Raw genomic sequence first — 17610 nt, 5'->3', positions numbered from 1 at the left:
GGGCATCCGGCTATCTCATGATGCAAGCAGTCAGAGAAGCTCACAGGCTGCTCCGCGCCTGGCAATTGGCGCTGCTGCGCTTTGCCGTGACGCTGGATGAGTCCGACAGGCTCAATGTCGCGGCGCTCGCAGCGGAGCTCGATCGTCCCGGCGACCAGCGTGACCCCGACGACTCGCTCCACTTCTTCCGGCGGACCAGCTCGCAACTCTGCGCGGCCATCAGCGGGCAGCTACAGGGCGCGGATGCAGTCCTGGACTGTTTCTGCAAGCAGATCGAGGAACCACGGCTGCGACTGGCCTTTGCCGCAGCGATTGGGCGAGCGCATTCGGATCCTGAGCCGTCTCAGGCCGCCCGGCCGAAGCGGAACCCCGACCTCTTCAGGGGACTGCCATCGCGCCGGTCGGCGTCCTTATGACATTCCTATACGGGTAGCCCAGCGCTCATCTCGCAATCCTACGCAACGATGGACATCATAGGAGACAGATCGGAGCGGCCGACTCGCCGCCCGAGGGACAAGGACTTCCAAAATGTCGATCCTGACACATGGCTTTGACCGACCCTTCGATGGGGTCGATCGCCCGGCGCGTATCTCCGAGGCGCGCAAGGCGCAGCTCAAGCGCATCGCGCTTCAGGGGCTGGCCTTGCTCTCGATGGGTACTGTGCTCACCGCGCTGATTGCGTTGAAGACCGCCATTTATGTCTGGCATCTCCACGCCTGACCGGCATGGGAGACCATCATGACCTTGCAAATGTGTGAAGAGGCCGCCATGGCCGCGATCGCCCTTCAGGCCGCCCATCGCCGGCCTGAGGCCAAGCAGGCGGCGGCGCTTGGGCCGATCGACCCAGATGTCGTCAGCACTGCCATTCCCGCCTTTTTCATCGGCCGCAACGGTGCCGGCCTCTGGGTCGCGCGCCAAGCCAATGGGCATGCCGGCGGCCTGTTCCTGTTCAGGAGCTCCGCGATCGATTTCGCCCACCGACAGAGCGCGCCGGCGCGCTGTGCGCTGGTGTTTCCGACCGAGGCTTTCGAGCTCGACATCGAGAATCACGGCAATCCGCTGATCGTGCTGGCGGAGGGAGCCTGGCGGCTTCTGGCGCGCATGATGGCAAGGCGGCGGGCATGATCGAGTTCAAGATCGCCATCCTGGTTGCGTTGATGGGTGCATTGCTGCTGGGCATGCACTTCAGTGCTGCGCCCACTCCGGACAAGTAGCGTGCAGCTCCTCAAGGGAAATCTCGAGCACGCGGTCACCACGACCATCCTGACCATGACACTGAGCCTGGTCTGGGGCGCGATCCTGACGATCGTGATCACGCTCGTGGCGCGCGGGCTCGGCGTCTAGAGCATGATGACACCAGGCTCGATCGGCTGTCCGCGGTTCACCTCTCGCCAGCGGGCGTGCGGGCGAAGCCCTGGCGGCGGAACAGAGTCACTGCGGCATTGACGGTGGGCTGGCGGTGTCTGGGCACGGCCGGCATGGCGCCCGCCTTCGGTCAGAAATTATATTGATCGGTCTACATCAGCCTCCGACAGTCGAGCCATGACAACGACCGGGAGAGGCAGATGCCAAAGGGAGTGAGCTACGAGCTGGAGGACGGCGTCGCGCGGATCAGGCTCGACGACGGCAAGGTCAACGTGATGTCGACCACGATGCTGGGCGAGATCGGTGCCGCTTTCGACCGCGCCGAGACGGAGGCCGGGATCGTGGTGCTGCGCTCCGCGCGCCCGGGCATCTTCTCTGCCGGCTTCGACCTGAAGGTGTTCGCCTCGGGCGATGCCGCCGGAAGCCTCGAGATGGTCCGGGCCGGCGCCGAGCTCGCGCTGCGGCTGATGTCGTTCCCGCATCCGACCATCGGCGTGATGGAGGGCCATGCCTTTCCGATGGGGACGTTCCTGCTGCTTGCCTGCGACGTCAGGCTGGGCGCGCGCGGGCCGCACCGCATGGGGCTGAACGAGGTCGCGATCGGCATTGCACCGCCGAGCTTTGCGATCGAGCTGGCGCGCAGCCGCCTGCATCCGGCCTGGCTCAGCCGCACCGCAACGCTGGGCGAGATGTACGAGCCCGAGGAGGCACTAACGGCAGGTTTCCTCGACCGCGTGGTTACGCCTGAGGCCATCGACGACACGCTCGCGGAGATCATCGCGGCCTTGCGCAAGATCCATAAGCCGTCGCATGCGACCGCAAAGAAGCGTCTGCGCCAGCCGGCCATGGACGCCATGCGTGCGGCGATCGACCGCGAATTGACCATGGCTGCCTACGAGGCAAGCAGCCGGGCGCGCAGCGCGGTCGCGCTGCCCGCTTGAAGTCCCATATCCCGCGGAAAAGGCGCGGCCGATCTGGCGAAATCTCACGGAACCGTGTAGAGCGGTTTCATGAGCACCAGCAACGTCAATGTCGTCGCCCACCCCCTGGTCCAGCACAAGCTCTCGCTGATGCGGGAGAAGGATCGTTCGACCAAGAGTTTTCGCGAGATCCTGAACGAGATCGGGATGCTGCTCGGCTACGAGGTGACGCGCGACCTGCCGCTGGAGCTGGTCGAGATCGAAACGCCGATCGCCGCAATGCAGGCGCCGAAGATCGCCGGCAAGAAGCTCACGCTGGCGCCGATCCTGCGCGCCGGCGTCGGCTTCCTCGACGGCATGCTGGCGCTGATGCCCTCGGCGCGCATCGCTCATATCGGGCTCTACCGCGACCCCGAGACATTGCAGGCCGTGGAATATTACTTCAAGGCGCCGCAGGACCTGTCCGACCGCACCGTGATCCTGATGGACCCGATGCTGGCGACCGGCAACTCGGCCTGCGCGGGCGCGTCCCTGCTCAAGGCGCGCGGCGCCCGCGACATCCGTTTCGTCTGCCTCCTCGCTGCGCCCGAGGGCATCGCGCAATTCCAGAGCGAACATCCCGACGTGCCGGTCTGGACCGCCGCGATCGACGAACGGCTCAACGACCACGGCTACATCGTGCCGGGCCTCGGCGATGCCGGCGACCGGATGTTCGGCACCAAGTAGACAGGTTTGCGCGATCGGGTTACTGCGATTGCATGAGCCCTAATGAGTTTTCGCTGCAATCGCTGATCGGCACTGAGCCTGGCGCCGATCCCGCTTTCGTGTTCGACGGCACGCCGGTCTCGCGCGCGGAATTCCCGGGAAAGATCGACCAGACTGCGGCCTGGCTTGCCGCGCAGGGCATTGGCAAGGGCGACGTCGTCGCGGTCTGGCTGGTCAACCGGATCGAATGGGTCGCGCTGCTGTTTGCCGCCGCCCGCCTCGGCGCGATCGTCGCCGCCGTCAATACGCGCTACCGTAGCGCGGAGGTCGCCCATCTGCTTCGCTTGTCCGGCGCCAGGCTGATGGTGGTCGAGGCCGCGTTCCGCTCGATCGACTTTGCCGCCATCCTCGCCGATATCGCCAAGGACGAGGTGCCTGCACTGCGACAGCTCGCAGTGGTCGGCGCGGATGCGATCTCGGCGCACTGGCCTTGCGTGCGGTTCGATGCGTTCGACGAGCCCTATCCGCCGGCCCCGCCCGCCCTAGATGACGTCGACCTGCCCGTGCTGCTCTACACCACCTCAGGTACGACCAAGGGGCCGAAGCTCGTCGCGCATTCGCAGCGGACGCTGGCCACGCATGCCGCCTCCGTCGCCACGGCGCTAAAACTCTCGCCGCAGCGTCATTCGCTGCTGGCCCTGCTGCCGTTCTGCGGCACCTTCGGCATGACCAGCCTGCTCGGCTTCGTCGCGGCGGGCGCAACCATCCATGTGCTCGACGCCTTCGAAGCCGCGCCGGCGCTGAAGATCCTCGAAGACAAGAGGATCACGCACTCATTTGGCTCGGACGAGATGTTCCGCCGCATCCTCGCACTCACCGATGCACCGCCGCGGTTTTCACATCTCGAAATTTGCGGCTTCGCCGCGTTCCAGCCCGGCTGGCGCGAGCTTGCCGCAGAGGCCGAGGCGCGCGGCATGCCGCTCTACGGCCTCTACGGCTCGAGCGAGGTGCAGGCCCTGTTCTCGGTCGCCCGCGCCAGCGACGCCTTCGCCGACCGGATCGAGGGCGGTGGCTGGCCGATGTCACCGGAGGCCAAGGTCCGCGTGCGCGACACCGAGACCGGCGAGCTCGCGGCTCCCGGTGTCTCCGGCGAGATCGAGATCAGTGCGCCGTCGCGCTTCCTCGGCTACTTCAACAATCCGGACGCGACGCGCGATGCGATCACCGCCGACGGCTTCTTCCGCACCGGCGACATCGGCCGGCTGCGCGGCGACGGCTCCTTCGTCTACGAGACCCGCGCCGGCGACGCGATGCGGCTCGGCGGCTTCCTTGTCGCGCCTGGCGAGATCGAGGACGAGCTCAAGTTGTGCGCCGGTGTTGCCGACGCCCAGGTCGTCGCGGTCGATCTGAAGGGAAATGCCCGCTGCGTCGCCTTCGTGATTCCCGCCGGAGAGCCGCTGCAGCAGCAAGCGTTGATCGCGCGCCTGCGCGAGCGGCTTGCCGGCTACAAGGTCCCGGCGCGGATCTATGTCGTGAAGGCCTTCCCCGTCACCGACAGCGCCAACGGCGTCAAGATCCAGCGCGCCCGGCTGCGGGCCATGGCGATGGAGCGCATCGCGGCCGAATGAGCCGCCCTATTTCAGATAGCTCGCAAGATTCAGGCTCAGGATCTTGCCGAGCGCCGAATAGGACGCGGTGAGTTGCGACTCGTAGGTCGAGAGTTCCGCCGTAATGGCGGCGACGTCGACGCTGGTGAGGTCGCTCGACAAAGTCTCGGCATAGCTCTTGTAGTCGCTCTGGCGGGCGCTCGCCGTCTCGATCGAGGACGCTGCGCTGGAAAGCTTCGCCTGCACGGCCGCCGTGTCGTCGAGCGCCGTGTTGGCAAGGTCGAGCGCGCTGGAGATGTCCGCAGACGACAGCGAGGTGCTGTTGGCCACGAATTTCAGCACACGCATCACTTCCTCGAACGCCGAATTGTCGGCGGTGACACCATAGGCGACGGTTTCGCCGGCGGCGACGCGGACCGAGGCGATCTCATTGTCGCCATCGTAGTAGCTGGCGTCCGCCGTGGTGAGGGACCCGGTCCCCGACGAAAAGCTCGTGAGATCGACCGGGGCCGTGTCCGTCTTGCCGCCGGCAAAGACGTATTGGCCGTCATACTGCGTGTTCATGATCGACCCCATCTCCTCCAGCATCTGCTGGGCGGAGCTGATCACCGAATTCGTCTCGGTCGAGCTTCCGGTCGAGGCAGCGCTGAGCTGGGAACGCAGTTGAGTGATGATGTCGGTCATGGAGCCGACCGCCGAATACATCACCTGCACCTTGCTGTCGGCGAGCGTCGCGGCATCGATATAGGATTGTGCGCGCGTCACCGAGACCTGGAGGTTGACGACGTGCTGGGCGTCCGAACCGTAGCCGCCGATATCGCTCGAGATGATGCCCGACGATTCCTGGACCTGCTTCTCGGCCATGACCGCCTGCACGCGCAGCGCGTCGGAGATCATCTTGCTCGACTGCGCGAAGGTCGCCACCCGCATCGCCACCATGCCCTGTTGCCCTCCTACGTCGACTGCACGGCGGAGAGCAGCGCCGAATACATGGAGTTGATGGCCTGGATCAGCGCGGACGCCGCCGAATATTTGTTCTGGAGCGTGCTGAGCTTCGCCGATTCCTCGTCCAGGTTGACGCCCGACTGCGACGACAGCGAGTTCGCATAGGTCGACTGCGCGGTCTCCTTGGCGGTGTAGTTGGTGGAGGCCTGCGATGACTTGCTCGCGACGTCGGACACGATGGCCGAGGCGTAGTCGGCGAAGGAGCCGGTGGTGGCGGCGAGCCCGCCGGTGGAGGAAAATGTCCGGGACTCCGTCAGGGCATCGTAGAAGGCATTGACGACGGTGGCAGACCCCGACGACAGCACCGTGCTGCCGACCGTCAGGCTCGACGAGGAATCCAGGGTCGCGAGCTGAAGCTCGTTGGTTCCGGACAGGATCTTGCTGTTGACCGCGATATCCGACGCGCTCGTCCCCGTCACCAGATCGTTGAGACCGAAATACTCCGAAAACCCTTCGCCGGAGCTTCCCACCGAGCTCGTCATCTCGTTGATGGCGACGCCGTTGCCGGAGCCGGTCGCCGTGATCGAGAGATGGCCGTCCGAATCGACCGATGCGGAGAGCCCGGAGATGCCGTTGATCGCGCTGACGAGATCGCCGACCGTCGAGTAGGACGAGAGGTCGAGATCGCCGTAGGAGACCAGATTGCCGCTCTGGTCGGTGGCGGCGATGCGCACCGTGCCGGTGGCGGAGAGCGCCGTGCTGCTGGCGACGGCAGTGGTACCGGTCAGGCTCGTCGGCGCCGGCACCGAGGAGGCGCTATTCGAAACGCTGTTCATCGCCGAGGCGAGCTGCTGAGCGAGCTGGTCGAGCTGGGACTGCGCCGCCGGCAGGGTCTTGTCGCGCAGCGTGATGAGCGCGCCGATGTCGCCGCCTGATATCTGGGAGGTGATATCGACGCCGTTCACCGTGATCGCGCTGAAGCCGCTCGACGACGAGCCGGCGGTGTAAGTCGTCGCCGCGGTCACGTTGGCCGCGGCGGTATAGCTGATCGTGTGCGCGGAACTGTCGACCAGCGCCTGGCCGGACGTCGTATAGATCTGGAGATCGCCGTTCGATGCCGTGAAATAGCTGATGTTCATCTTGGAGGCGACGTCCTGGAGAGCGGTGTTGCGCTGGTCCTCCAGGTCCGCGGTCGATTGGCCGGCCGCCGCCGTCTGCTTGATCGCGGCGTTGAGATCCGCGATCTGCTCCAGATCCGCATTCACTTCGTCGATCGAGGACGAGATATCCTGGTCGGCATCACTGCGCAGCTTCTGGATGCCGCTCGATGTCTCCCGCAACTGGCTCGCGACGTCGTCGAGCGCGCTGACGACGTTGGATTGCAGCGAGGCGCTGCTCGGCGTACTCGCCAGCGACGACAGCGCCGATTCCAGCGAGGCGATGCTGTTCGCGAGCGAGGTTCCCGTGGAGCTGCCGTCGCTGCTGCTGGTCGAGCCGTAGAGCTTTTCAAGCGATGTCAGGTAGGAATTCGTCGTGTCGGCCGATCCGAGGTCGGAGGTTGCCCCGACCAGCGACTTCAACAGCAGCTTGTCGACCGTCGAGGTGATGCCGGTCACGGTGACGCCGGTGCCGACACCGTTGGTGACGCTGCTCGACTGGTTCGCGGTCTTCGCGGTGTAACCCGTCGTGTCGGCGTTCGAGATGTTCGACGACGTCACGCTGATCTGCACCGACGTGGCCGACAGCCCGCTGAAGGCAATCGATCGCGCGATATTGAGTGACACGGCGGGGACCCTCTGCTCGTCAGGCGCTGCGGCTGGTGCCGCTGGAGACGGGGCGCGCGGCGACCCGGCCGGAGGCGCCATAGGGCGACACCGCCGCGATCTGCTCGCGGATCGCCTGCATGACGGCCTCGATCCGGCGATTGCTGGCTTCGATCGCCGCGCGCAGGCGCACCAGATTCTCGTCCATCGCCGCGCGCAGCTTCAGGATCCGCTCCATCAGCTGCTCACGCAGGATCCGGTCCGGTACGTTCAGGCTGGTCGTGCCCGCTGCGCACTCGGCAACGGTCCGTTCGAACATCTCCGCCAAACGGTTCTTCTCGTCGACCTGCTTCAGACGCGACGCCGGCAGGCCCCTGGCGAGCTCCACATTCTCCTCGGCGACCAGTACGGTCAGGACGTCGATGAGCGCGATCAGAGACTTGATCCGCGTGTCGCCGCTTGCGGCACTCGTCCTCGTGGCTTGGGCTACATTCATGGTCATCGCCTTCTTCTAGTTATGCCGTTTGCCGCGGCTCGCCTGCGCGTTGCGCAGGTAAGCGGCGATCGCAGTCGTCCTGACGGTTGCCTGCCTCATTTCACCCTCGACCTCCGCGCATTCCCGCATCAGGCCGAGACGGGCCGTCTCGACGTCGTCGATCAGTGCGAGCAGTTGCTTGCGGTCGCGGCCCCTGACGGTTGCGGCCCGCGCCACCAGCCGTCGCAGCCGACGCAGCAGCGCCTCTCCGACGGTCTTGGACTCTTCACTGCGCACCACTCACCTCATCGCCGAGATCAGGGTGTCGTACATCTTGTTGACGGTCGAGATGACCTGGGACGCCGCCGAATAGGCCTGCTGCGCCGAGATCATGCTCGAGAACTGGCTGGAGGTATCGGTGGTCGAGGATTCCAGCTCGCTGCCGTAGATCGTGCCCGCGCCGTTCTCGCCGGAGGCCTGCAGCGCGGCGTTGCCCGACGTCACGGTCGCCGAATAGATCCCGTCGCTGGAGGCGGCGAGCCCGTTGGGATCGGCGAAGGTCGCGACCGCGATCTTGTAGATCGCGATGGTCTGACCGTTGGAATAGGTCGCGTCGACCACGCCGTCGTCGCCGATCGAGATGCTGGACAGCTTGCCATAGGACAATCCATCCGAGTCGATGCTGGTGACGTTGACCGACGGCGTGGTTTCGCCGGACGCGTACTGCGTCAGACCGTCGGTCTTGCCGGCGGTGCCGAGATCCATGGTGATGGTGCTGTCGGCCGCGCCGTCGGTCCAGCCGGTGATCGAGACCGTTGCCGGGTCCGGGTTGGTGCTGGCGAGCGAGCCGTCGCTGTTGAAGGTGATGTCGATCGTGCCCGAGGCCGTGCCGGTCGCGGTCGTGGTGTCCGAGGCCGAGGTCGGGTTGGCGAAGCTCGCGCTCCAGGTGTTGGTGCCGGTCTTGGCCCAGGTGATCTGCATCGAATTCGCGGCGCCAAGCGAATCGTAGACGGTCATCGAGCTCGTATAGGTGTCGCCGGTCGCGGCGTCCGACGGCAAATTGGCGGCGACCGTGGTCTTGGTCGTGGCGCTGCCGCTGGTCGAGGCGACTTGCGTGTTGATGGCCTCGAGATTGCTCGCGGATTCGTTGCCGACGACATTGCCGTCCGCGTCGGTGCGCCAACCCTCGAGATAGTAGCCGTTGTTCTGGAGATAGCCGGCATTGTCGGTGGTGAAGGCGCCGTTGCGGGTGTAGGCGGTGGTGCCGCCCGACTTGGCGTCGGTCACAACGAAGAAGCCGGAGCCCTGGATCGCGACGTCGGTCGCGTTGGAAGTCGCAGCCAGCAGGCCCTGCTGGGTGATGTTGGCGCGGCCCGAGATGGTGACGCCGCCCGAGGCATAAGAGGTCGTGTTGCTCGATGCGGTCACGAGCGCGTCAAACATTCCGGTCGTCGTCTTGTAGGCGGTCGTGTCGGAATTGGCGATGTTGTCGCTGATCATCGACAGAGACTGGCTCTGCGCACTGAGCGCCGAGATCGCCGAGGATAATGCACCACTGAGACTCATGGTAAAGCTCCGGAAGAAATCAGGATGTGACGCCGATGATGTTGGCGGCGCTGACGGAAATGCCGTTCACCGTCAGCGAGGGTGTCGAGGTCGAGGTGTCGATGCCGGTCACCGTCCCGGTGACGGTCGTGTAGTTGAGGACCGAGTTGCCGGTGGAATTCGTCGCGGTCACGGAGATCGTGTACTGGCCGCCATCGGAGAGCTGGTTGCCGCTGGAGTCCTTGCCGTCCCAGGTGAAGCTGTTCGAGCCGGCGTTGCCGGTCCCGGTGCCGGTCCACACGGTGTTGCCCGAGGAATCCTGAATGCTGATCGAGACGTCGGAGGCGGCCGAGGACAGCGAGTAGCCGAACGTCGCCGAGCCGTTGCTCAGGGTCGATGTGTCGGTCTTGGCCTCGACGGTGTGGCCGATGTAGTTGACCGAGTTGAGCGTCACGAGGCTCGAGAACGAACTCGCAAGCGACGTGAGATTGGAGTTGATCGACTGCTGGGAGGTGAAATTCGCGTAGGAGGTGAGCTGATTGACGAGGTCGGTGGTCGAGGTGGCATCCAGCGGATTCTGGTTCTGCAGCTCGCTGACGAGCAGCGTCAGGAAATCGCTGGACGTCAGCGTCGAATTGGACGACGAGCTCGACGACGACGATGTCGTCGTGGTGGCGGTCGACGCAGAACTCGTTGCGGAAACGGTCATCAGAAGCTCCGGCTTTCCCGCGCCGCCGACGATGCGATATCGGTCGGCGGCGCTTGAAATCTGTGTGCTGATGAAACGGGTGGGCGCGCGGATTCAGGCGGGGATTCACGCGCGCGAAAACGGCTTTCGACACGGCAAAATCTGCCGTGCGCGCACTAATGATGCGATGGTCTCAAGTTGATTTGCTGCGGTGATCGAGCCTCGCTTCGAGACGTCGGCATCCCCCGGGGCATCCACGTTCTTTGTAGCGCGAAGCAAGACGTGGATGGCCGGGACAAGCCCGGCCATGACGATGTGGAGGCTTCATCGCCCCAAGCGCGATCGGAATATGCGAGGATTGAAAAGGAAGCTCTTCAGCTCTCCGCCGTCTCGCCTTCGGTGCGCGGCTCGGCGGTGTCGCTCTTCGTCTTCATGGCCGCAGCGACGATGCGGTCGGCGAGGCCCGCGGGCGCGCGGGCCGCAGGTGCGGCAAGCGCGAGGCGCAAGGTGCGCGCCTCGTCCAGCAGGGCTTGTGCAGCCGGCGATCGCGCCAGCAGCTCTTCGGCGGGCAAGCGCCGATCGTCGGGCCAGAGGGAGAGATCCTCGCCCAGCCGGTCGATCAGTTCCTCAAACTCGGTGACGTCCATCGCCCGCCGGTCCCGCCTCGGTCAGGCCGTCATAAAGCATTGCGGGCGAGGCGGAAACTGGATTTCAGCGGCTTCGGGCGCCAAAAGCGCCCGCAGCACTACGGAAGTCGGTCACGACAACGGCCCCGACGCCCTCCCCGCAATGTGGAGGAACAGGCCGCTTCAGCCCGTGCGGGCCGAATCGGGCGACCCGGCCTTGTTGCTCCGCAACGTGGCATCGACGGATTCCCAGGCCTCGCGCAGCTCGGTCAGCCCGGCGATGATCCGCCGAAAACTCTCGCGGGCATGCGGCCGGCCGTAAGCCTTGAGGCTCGCCAGGATCAAGGCGTTGTATGTCTGGAACATCTGTTCCGCCACCGCGCCGCCCTTGGTGAAATCGAGATTGTGGCTCAGCCCGCGCAAGATCGCGGTCGCCTTCATCAGGTGCTCGTGGCCCTCCTCGAAGCGCCGTCCCTCCTGGGCGTTCAGCGACTTCTGGAGGAAGGTGATCGTGCCGCCAAGCAGCATCGAGACCGCCTTGAGTGGCGGCACGCGCGTTGCCGTTCCCCGATAGGCCTGGTTGGCCATGTACGCCATCGGATTATTCATCATCAATCACTCGAGCTGGAATTGAGCAGGGCCTTGAGATAGTCGAGCGTGCTGTTGGCGCTCTCGATCGCCGCCTGGTATTTCGCATATTGCGCCTCGAGCTGCGCCTGCAGGGTCGACGCCGCGCTGTTGATGTCGTCGACCTTCTGCTGGAGCTCGTCGTCGCGGGTCGTCAGGCTGGTAATCTGCGTTTGCAGCGCGCCGGTCGAGGACGAGTAGTCCTTCGCGATCTGATAGAGCTGCGTTGCGATGCCCGAGGTCGACGTCACCGTGATCGACTGCGCGGTCGAGCCGCTATAGGTGAAGGCCATGCCGGCATAGATCGAGCCGGACGCGCCGATGATCGTGGTGCCGCTGATCGTGAACAGCGACGAGTCGCCGCCGACCGACGCCGAGGTGAGGTTGCCGTCGGAATCGACTGCCAGATCCAGGGTGAAGGACTGCGGCGACGTTCCGGTATTGACCACACTGAGCTGGCTCGACGAGGTCGTGGTCTGCGCCGACAACAGCTTGGTGACGCCGCTCAGATTCGTGCTCAGGATGTCCGACAGCGTGCTGGTATCCAGCTCGAGTTCGTTGCTCTCGTTGAAGGACAGGCCGAGATCGGCCATGGTCATGCCGCCCACGGTCGTGTTCAGGGCATTCTGGAGCGCATCCATGATGTTGCGCATGGTTCCGTCGCCGAACAGCACGGCACTCGAATCCGCAGTGCCGTCGGTTGCGGTCGCCTGCTGGGCGATCACCTCGTCACGAAAGGCGTTGTAGTTGGTGACGAAGGTCTCCAGCGTCGATTCGATCTGGCTGGTGTCGGTCTCGATACTGATGTTCAGCGTCGCTCCGTCCGGCGTCTCCTGCAGCAGGCTGAAGGTGACCCCGCTCAGGACGTCCGAGATGTCGTTGGTATCGCGGGTCATCGCAATGCCGTCGAGCGTGAACTCGGCGGCCTGCGCCTCCTGGAGCACGTCGGCAAAGCTCCCCGAACTGTCGGTCACACCGAGCTTGTTCAGGATATCGTCGCCGGACGTGCTCGAATAGGTGATGTCGGCGGCATCCTCCGTGCCCGTCAGCACCAGCTGGAATGAAGTGCTGGAGACCTGCACGATCGAGGCCTGGACGTTGGTCGTCGAGCTCTGGGCATTGATGGTATCGGCGATGTCCTGAAGCGACATCGTGCTGGTGATGGTGATATCGGAGGTGCTGCCGCCCTCCAGACCGATGGAAAACGTGCCGGAATATCCGAGCTCGTCGGTCTGGCTCGATTGCGCGGTGCCGGAAACCTTTTGGGCGGCGGCCAGCTGACTGATCGTCAGCGTGTGGTCGCCGGTCGCGGCCCCGCTCTTGAGCGTCATGGAGAGCGCCGACGAGGCGCTTACGTCTCCGGTGGAGCTGATACTCGCCGCGCGCGTCGCGAATGCGCTGGTGGACAGCGAGTTGACCACCGCGGTCGAAAGCGACGCCAGCCCCGAATACAGGGTCTTCAAATCGCTCTGGAGCGTTTGATAGGCCGAGATCTTGGCCTCGTTGTTGGTAATCGTGGTCGAGATCGTGTCCGCCTGCGCGGTCTTCGCGTCGACGGCGGATTGAATCAGCGCCGTCCAATCGATGCTGCTCGAATTGGTCGTTCCGCTCGTCGTGACCGACACGCCCGAGGAGCTCGTCGTGCTTGTGCTGCTGGTGCTCGAACTGACGCTGGTCACTTTGCTCGGCCGTCCCTGACAGAGAGGACCGGGCCGGCATCATGCCGGCCCGGTCAGTTGATCATCAGCCCAGCAGCTTGAGCAGGTACTGCGGCATCTGATTGGCGGCAGCCAGCGCCGACACGGCAGCCTGGGTCTTCACCTCGGCCGACGACAGCTTGGACTGCTCGGCCGCGATATCCACGTCCTTGATCGCGGAGTTCGCCGACTGGAGATTCTGCGTCTGGGTCGAGATCGAATCCGACGAGAAGTTGAACCGCGATTCCTGGGCGCCGATCGAGGCGCGCGCGGCCGAGACCGTGTCGATCGCAGTATCGAGGGCGTCGAGCGCCGACGTCGCGCCGGACTGGGTGCTGACGTCGAGCGAGGTGACGGCGAGCGAGGACGCCGTCAGGCTGGTCAGCGTGATGGTGATCGTGTCGGAGCCGTCCGAGCCGACCAGCACGGACACGCCGGACGAGAACACGCTGGATCCGTCGAGCAGGCTCTGGCTGGAGTAGCGGGTGCCGGTCGCGATCGAATCGATTTCGGAGTTGAGCTGCGAGAATTCCGACTGGATATAGGCGCGGCTGGAGTCGGTCGTGGTGCCCGAAGCGGACTCGGAGGCCAGCGACTTCATGCGCGCGAGAATGTCGGAGATGTTCGAGGCGCCGCCGTCGGCGGTCTGGAGGATCGCGGTGGCCTGCGAGGCGTTGGTCGCGGCCTGCTGGAGCGTGGTGACGTCCGAGGAGATGCGGGTGGAGATCGCGAGGCCGGCGGCGTCGTCGGATGCCGAGGTGATGCGCGAGCCGCTCGACAGCTTCGAGAGCGAGCTGCTCTCCTGCGCGGAGTTGATGTTGAGATAGCGGACCGCTGCGTTGGCGGCGCTGTTGGTATTGATTGCAGGCATTGGAAGCTCCTGTGCTGATGGGCAAGCGTGCCGCATCGTTGAAGACGATTGACGACGCAGACCGCAGCCCCGTCCGTTCGCTCAAACGGCGGAACGCAAGCAGATCAGGCGCGAAAATTTTCGTGAGGCGATTTTTATGGTTAGCAATCGGTAAACGCGGTGCGGATGTCGCGCTCGTGCTTGCGCAGCAGCTGGCGAAGCTGCTGGCGGCCGCGCTTGAGCAGCGACTCCACCGCCGCCACCGTGGTGTCCATCACCTGGGCGATCTCGCCGTTGCTCATGCTCTCGTGGTAGGAGAGGATCACCGCGATGCGCTGCTGCTCGGGCAGGCGCTGCATCGCGAGCTCCAGCATGCCGTTGAGCTCGTTGCGCTCGATGATCTCGACGGCGCCGGGTTGACCGTCGGCCACTTCCGGCACCGTCTCGACGTTCTCGTTGCGCGGCTTGCGGCGCAGGTCGATGCAGCGGTTGGAGATGACGCGATAGAGCCAGGTCGAGAATTTGGCGCGGCCGTGCTGCCAGCGCCCGCGGTGGCTCCAGATCTTGAGCATGGTGTCCTGCACCACGTCCTCGGCGTCCGCTGCGTTGCCGACGATGCGCAACGCAATGGCGTAGCCGCGGTCGATGTGACGCTCGACCAGCATGCGGAACGCGACTTCGTCGCCGGTCGCGAGCCTGTCCAGGAGTTCGCTGTCCTCGTCGTAGACGATATCGGTGGTTTCAGGCGTGCTGTCCGGCGCGAGCGGCCCCGACGGCATCACCGGCACGATCGCATCGATCGGCGCCGGCGTCGTGATCTCGGCCTCGGCGGGAGCCCAGACATCAGCAGCGTAACTCATCCCGCAACCTCCAACCCGCAATGCCGGCGGCGCACATGCCACACGGCTTCCAGGCGTTGAACGCGGGGCGAAAACAATCCAGGCGGATAATTTTTGTTATTTTTCAAGATGTTAGCCGGTATCTTTTGCCGAGTGTCGGGCAATAATTGCCGACTGCGCGCAACTCGCGCGCGCCAGGCCTGCAATCATCACATCGTCTCGCGCCATGACGGATCATCCATCCCGAACAGATGTCGTTGAGAGAAAACGCTGACATTACGCGGCACTAGGTGATCAAGCGCGACACGCGCGCAGCGCATCGAGAAGCGATTGTTTCCGAGTGTGAATGAACGCGGGACGACTTCCGCACCCGGCAATTTTTTCCGAATCACCTTTTTCGAACCTAGCGATTTTTTTGAATCTGTCAGTCGCGCCGAGTGCGATTTTGAATCGCGCATGAACTTTTTTCGCACGTGTGGCGCCTGACCTCGCGCATGCGCACGTTAATCGCTCTGATTGACGGGGAATCTTGGCATGACGATCGCAACGGCCGGCGCAGAGCGCCGCGCGCAAATTGTTTCTGCTTGGTCATTCGATGTTTTCGATACATTTCTGCTTCGTGCCTGCACGACGCCAGATGGCGTATTTGAAAGGACTTACGAGCTATCCGGCATTTCAAGAACATGTCCGAATGTTTCCGTGAGTTTCGTTCAGCATCGCATTCAGGCCGAAGCGCGGGCGCGCAGGAGTGCAAAGGACCAGCGCGGCACAAGCGAAGTTCACATCGACGAAGTCTATTCCTGTTTTCCGTTCAACCTGTTCGGTCTCGCGCGCCGCGATCTGAGCTTCCTGGTCGAATCGGAGTTCGCCGCGGAGCTCGAGCTCTGCCGCCCCAATCCGGACATGCTTCAGCAATATATGGACATGAAGCACGCCGGCCACCGCGTCGGATTCATCTCCGACACCTATTGGGATTCCGACCGGCTGGCGCGACTGCTGCGGGCCTGCCGCCCCGGATTGACTTGGGACTTTCTCTACGCCTCCTGCGACCACGGCAGCAGCAAGAGCGAGGCGCTGTTCGCCAGATACCTCGCGAACGAGGGCATCGACGCCGGCGCCTCCTTTCATGTCGGCGACAACGACAGGGCCGACATCAAGGGTGCCAAGCGTCACGGCATTCGCCCACATTACTATCCGCAGGCCACGGCCCAACTTGCATCGAAGTTTCAGCGCGAGACCGCGCTGTTCGAGCTGCTGTGTCACGGCGCGCCGTCGCGGCTCGACCGCGGCGCGCGCACTCTGCGGCGCGTGGTCGCCGCGCGCAGCGCCGAGAGGTCGCCGGCCTTCCATCTGGGTGTCACGGTGCTCGGCCCGGTGCTGACGGCATTCGACGCCTTCATCGCAAGGCGCTGCGAACAGGTCGCAGGTCCGGGCCGGCGGGTTGCTCTCGCCTTCCTCGGCCGCGACGGCTTCCTGTCGCACCGGATCTGGCAAGACCTGCACGGATTGTCGTCGGCCTATGTCGAGGTCAACCGCCGCGTCAGCCTGATCGCCTCGGCCGATACCACCCAGCCACTCGTCGATCTCCTCAGCAAGGTCTTCAAGATCGACGCACCGACCTTCCGCGACATGGTGAAGCTCATGCCGCCGAAGGTCGCGGCCTTCTTTGCCGGCTGTCCCGGCGGCATCGCCTCCGGCGAAGAGCTCGCCGAAGCGCTTCCCGGACTGATGGATGCGGCTGAAATCGTCGCGCTCGCCGCAGGCTTGCGGGCCCGGCTGCTCGTCTATCTCCGTCACGCCGTCCCCGGCTTCGACGACTGCACCGACCTCGTGCTCGCCGACCTCGGCTATTCCGGCAGCGTGCAGAAGGCGCTGCGCCGGATCTTCGACCTGGAAGGCATCGATATCCGCCTCCACGGCGCCTATCTGATGTCCCTCGACGATGCCTTCGACGACCTCGCCGACGAGGACAGCGCGGTAGGCTTTGTCTCCGACCTCGTAGTCACACCGCATGTCAAGCGCATGCTGATCCGCAACGTGGCATTGCTGGAGCAGGCCTGCTGCTCCGTCGATGGCTCGGTTCGCGATTACGACGGCCACGTGGTGCTGCGCGAGGTCAATCCGCGTCCCGCCGAACAAATGGCGCTTGCCGCCGATATCCAGGCCGGCGCGCATGCCTTCGCGCTGAGCGCGGGTGATGTCGCGCTCGACCATGGCCTTGATCCCTATGCCGAGCCTGACGTCGCCGCGCGCTGGTGCGCTGCAACGCTGGCGCGGCTTCTGCTGCTGCCCGACGATGACGAGCTGGCGCTGCTCGGGACGTTGAAGCACGACGTCAATCTCGGCAGCCACGCGCTCGCGCCGCTGCTCGACGAACGGTTCGTGCGCGACCAGATCACCGCCCGCGGCCTCTCGGCCGCCTGCGCTTCGGCGGCACCGCCGATGTGGCTCGCCGGCAGCTTTGCCGGCCTGTCTCCCTCCTACGGCTATCTCTATGTGCTGTTCGGCGCCAACCGGCTGCCGGCTGACGTCTTTGAGGAACGGCCCTGCGGCCCGATTCAGGTCGGTCTGTTCCGCGCGGGGGGCGATGCGGCGCTGGAGAGCGTGACCGTCCATCGCACTGGTCTGGGCGAACTGCGCCTGCGCATCCCCCTGTCGCGTAGCATGGGCATCGCCACGATCGCGCTGCCGCTGGCGAAATTCGCGCCCGAGGGCCTTTTGCACGGCGTCACCGTGCAGCAGGGCGATGACGTACGCGATGCCGCCGAAAGCCAGGACGTCATCGGCATCGCGGCCAAGAGCCTGGTCTATGCCGGGATACGGCAGAGCGGCGATCACTATCGCGCCGAGAGCGAGGACGGCTGCCTGCTGATCCCGGTCGGTCCGATGACGGACGATGTCGCGGTCTACTCCGTCGCGATCACACCGCTCGGCTCCGGCCTCAAATAGTGCGCCTGA

The 17610-nt window shown here is 64.8% G+C and carries 20 protein-coding genes; 8 read left to right on the top strand and 12 right to left on the bottom strand.

The genetic code is table 11. The features are described 5' to 3' along the window. Positions 1-17 precede the first annotated feature (17 nt). The 7 genes from AC1RUR_RS01630 to AC1RUR_RS01600 all read left to right on the top strand — a co-directional run bounded on the left by AC1RUR_RS01630 (position 18) and on the right by AC1RUR_RS01600 (position 4618). Positions 18-416 (top strand): hypothetical protein, encoded by a 399-nt coding sequence (locus AC1RUR_RS01630; RefSeq protein WP_492840664.1) that lies wholly within the window; start codon positions 18-20, stop codon positions 414-416. A 112-nt stretch (positions 417-528) separates the two neighbouring features. Continuing rightward, on the top strand, positions 529-720 hold the full coding sequence (locus AC1RUR_RS01625; protein WP_492840662.1) for a hypothetical protein: 192 nt from the start codon (positions 529-531) through the stop codon (positions 718-720). An 18-nt stretch (positions 721-738) separates the two neighbouring features. Further along, positions 739-1125, top strand: a complete 387-nt coding sequence (locus tag AC1RUR_RS01620) for a hypothetical protein (protein WP_492840660.1) — start codon at positions 739-741, stop codon at positions 1123-1125. 90 nt (positions 1126-1215) lie between these two features. Then, positions 1216-1344 (top strand): hypothetical protein, encoded by a 129-nt coding sequence (locus AC1RUR_RS01615; protein ID WP_256374891.1) that lies wholly within the window; start codon positions 1216-1218, stop codon positions 1342-1344. Between the two features lie 221 nt (positions 1345-1565). Beyond that, positions 1566-2306 (top strand): crotonase/enoyl-CoA hydratase family protein, encoded by a 741-nt coding sequence (locus tag AC1RUR_RS01610; protein WP_492840658.1) that lies wholly within the window; start codon positions 1566-1568, stop codon positions 2304-2306. Between the two features lie 69 nt (positions 2307-2375). Then, positions 2376-3011: a uracil phosphoribosyltransferase gene (gene upp / locus AC1RUR_RS01605; protein WP_492840656.1), complete on the top strand. Its 636-nt coding sequence runs from the start codon at positions 2376-2378 to the stop codon at positions 3009-3011. A 32-nt stretch (positions 3012-3043) separates the two neighbouring features. Beyond that, positions 3044-4618: an AMP-binding protein gene (locus AC1RUR_RS01600; protein WP_492840654.1), complete on the top strand. Its 1575-nt coding sequence runs from the start codon at positions 3044-3046 to the stop codon at positions 4616-4618. A 6-nt stretch (positions 4619-4624) separates the two neighbouring features. Here the strand turns inward: AC1RUR_RS01600 and AC1RUR_RS01595 are convergent, their stop codons facing one another. From AC1RUR_RS01595 to AC1RUR_RS01540, 12 genes are all read right to left on the bottom strand, one after another. After that, the gene (locus AC1RUR_RS01595; protein WP_492840652.1) at positions 4625-5536 is read right to left on the bottom strand and encodes a flagellin; all 912 of its coding nucleotides are present in this window, start codon (positions 5534-5536) and stop codon (positions 4625-4627) included. Between the two features lie 14 nt (positions 5537-5550). After that, positions 5551-7326: a flagellar hook-associated protein FlgK gene (gene flgK, locus AC1RUR_RS01590; protein WP_492840650.1), complete on the bottom strand. Its 1776-nt coding sequence runs from the start codon at positions 7324-7326 to the stop codon at positions 5551-5553. A gap of 19 nt (positions 7327-7345) precedes the next feature. Next, a complete protein-coding gene (locus AC1RUR_RS01585; protein ID WP_492841564.1) occupies positions 7346-7801 on the bottom strand; it encodes a flagellar protein FlgN in 456 nt (151 codons plus the stop codon). Positions 7802-7816: 15 nt separating this feature from the next. After that, a complete protein-coding gene (locus tag AC1RUR_RS01580; protein WP_492840648.1) occupies positions 7817-8077 on the bottom strand; it encodes a hypothetical protein in 261 nt (86 codons plus the stop codon). A gap of 3 nt (positions 8078-8080) precedes the next feature. Beyond that, positions 8081-9346 (bottom strand): flagellar hook protein FlgE, encoded by a 1266-nt coding sequence (flgE, locus tag AC1RUR_RS01575; RefSeq protein WP_492840646.1) that lies wholly within the window; start codon positions 9344-9346, stop codon positions 8081-8083. Between the two features lie 19 nt (positions 9347-9365). Further along, positions 9366-10034 (bottom strand): flagellar hook assembly protein FlgD, encoded by a 669-nt coding sequence (locus tag AC1RUR_RS01570; protein ID WP_492840644.1) that lies wholly within the window; start codon positions 10032-10034, stop codon positions 9366-9368. 353 nt (positions 10035-10387) lie between these two features. Then, complete coding sequence (locus AC1RUR_RS01565) at positions 10388-10660, bottom strand: hypothetical protein (protein WP_492840642.1); 273 nt, start codon at positions 10658-10660, stop codon at positions 10388-10390. Between the two features lie 162 nt (positions 10661-10822). Next, on the bottom strand, positions 10823-11251 hold the full coding sequence (locus AC1RUR_RS01560; protein WP_492840640.1) for a flagellar export chaperone FliS: 429 nt from the start codon (positions 11249-11251) through the stop codon (positions 10823-10825). Beyond that, positions 11251-12945, bottom strand: coding sequence for a flagellar filament capping protein FliD (gene fliD, locus AC1RUR_RS01555; RefSeq protein ID WP_492840639.1), 1695 nt, complete (start codon positions 12943-12945; stop codon positions 11251-11253). The genes AC1RUR_RS01560 and fliD overlap by 1 nt, the downstream gene beginning before the upstream one ends. Before the next feature lie 64 nt (positions 12946-13009). Further along, positions 13010-13834 carry a flagellin gene (locus AC1RUR_RS01550; protein WP_092184841.1) on the bottom strand — a complete coding sequence of 275 codons (825 nt, stop codon included), beginning with the start codon at positions 13832-13834 and terminating at the stop codon, positions 13010-13012. Between the two features lie 140 nt (positions 13835-13974). After that, positions 13975-14673: an RNA polymerase sigma factor gene (locus tag AC1RUR_RS01545; protein WP_492840636.1), complete on the bottom strand. Its 699-nt coding sequence runs from the start codon at positions 14671-14673 to the stop codon at positions 13975-13977. Positions 14674-14861: 188 nt separating this feature from the next. After that, on the bottom strand, positions 14862-15110 hold the full coding sequence (locus AC1RUR_RS01540) for a hypothetical protein (RefSeq protein WP_492840635.1): 249 nt from the start codon (positions 15108-15110) through the stop codon (positions 14862-14864). A 76-nt stretch (positions 15111-15186) separates the two neighbouring features. Between AC1RUR_RS01540 and AC1RUR_RS01535 the strand changes: the two genes are divergently transcribed. Continuing rightward, positions 15187-17601, top strand: coding sequence for a hypothetical protein (locus AC1RUR_RS01535; protein ID WP_492840634.1), 2415 nt, complete (start codon positions 15187-15189; stop codon positions 17599-17601). The last annotated feature ends 9 nt before the right edge of the window (positions 17602-17610 follow it).

The sequence above is a fragment of the Bradyrhizobium sp. GW821-FHT12B03 genome, from assembly GCF_058807535.1.
The sequence above is the reverse complement of the archived record's forward strand: the minus strand, read 5'-3'. Positions and strand labels throughout refer to the sequence as shown.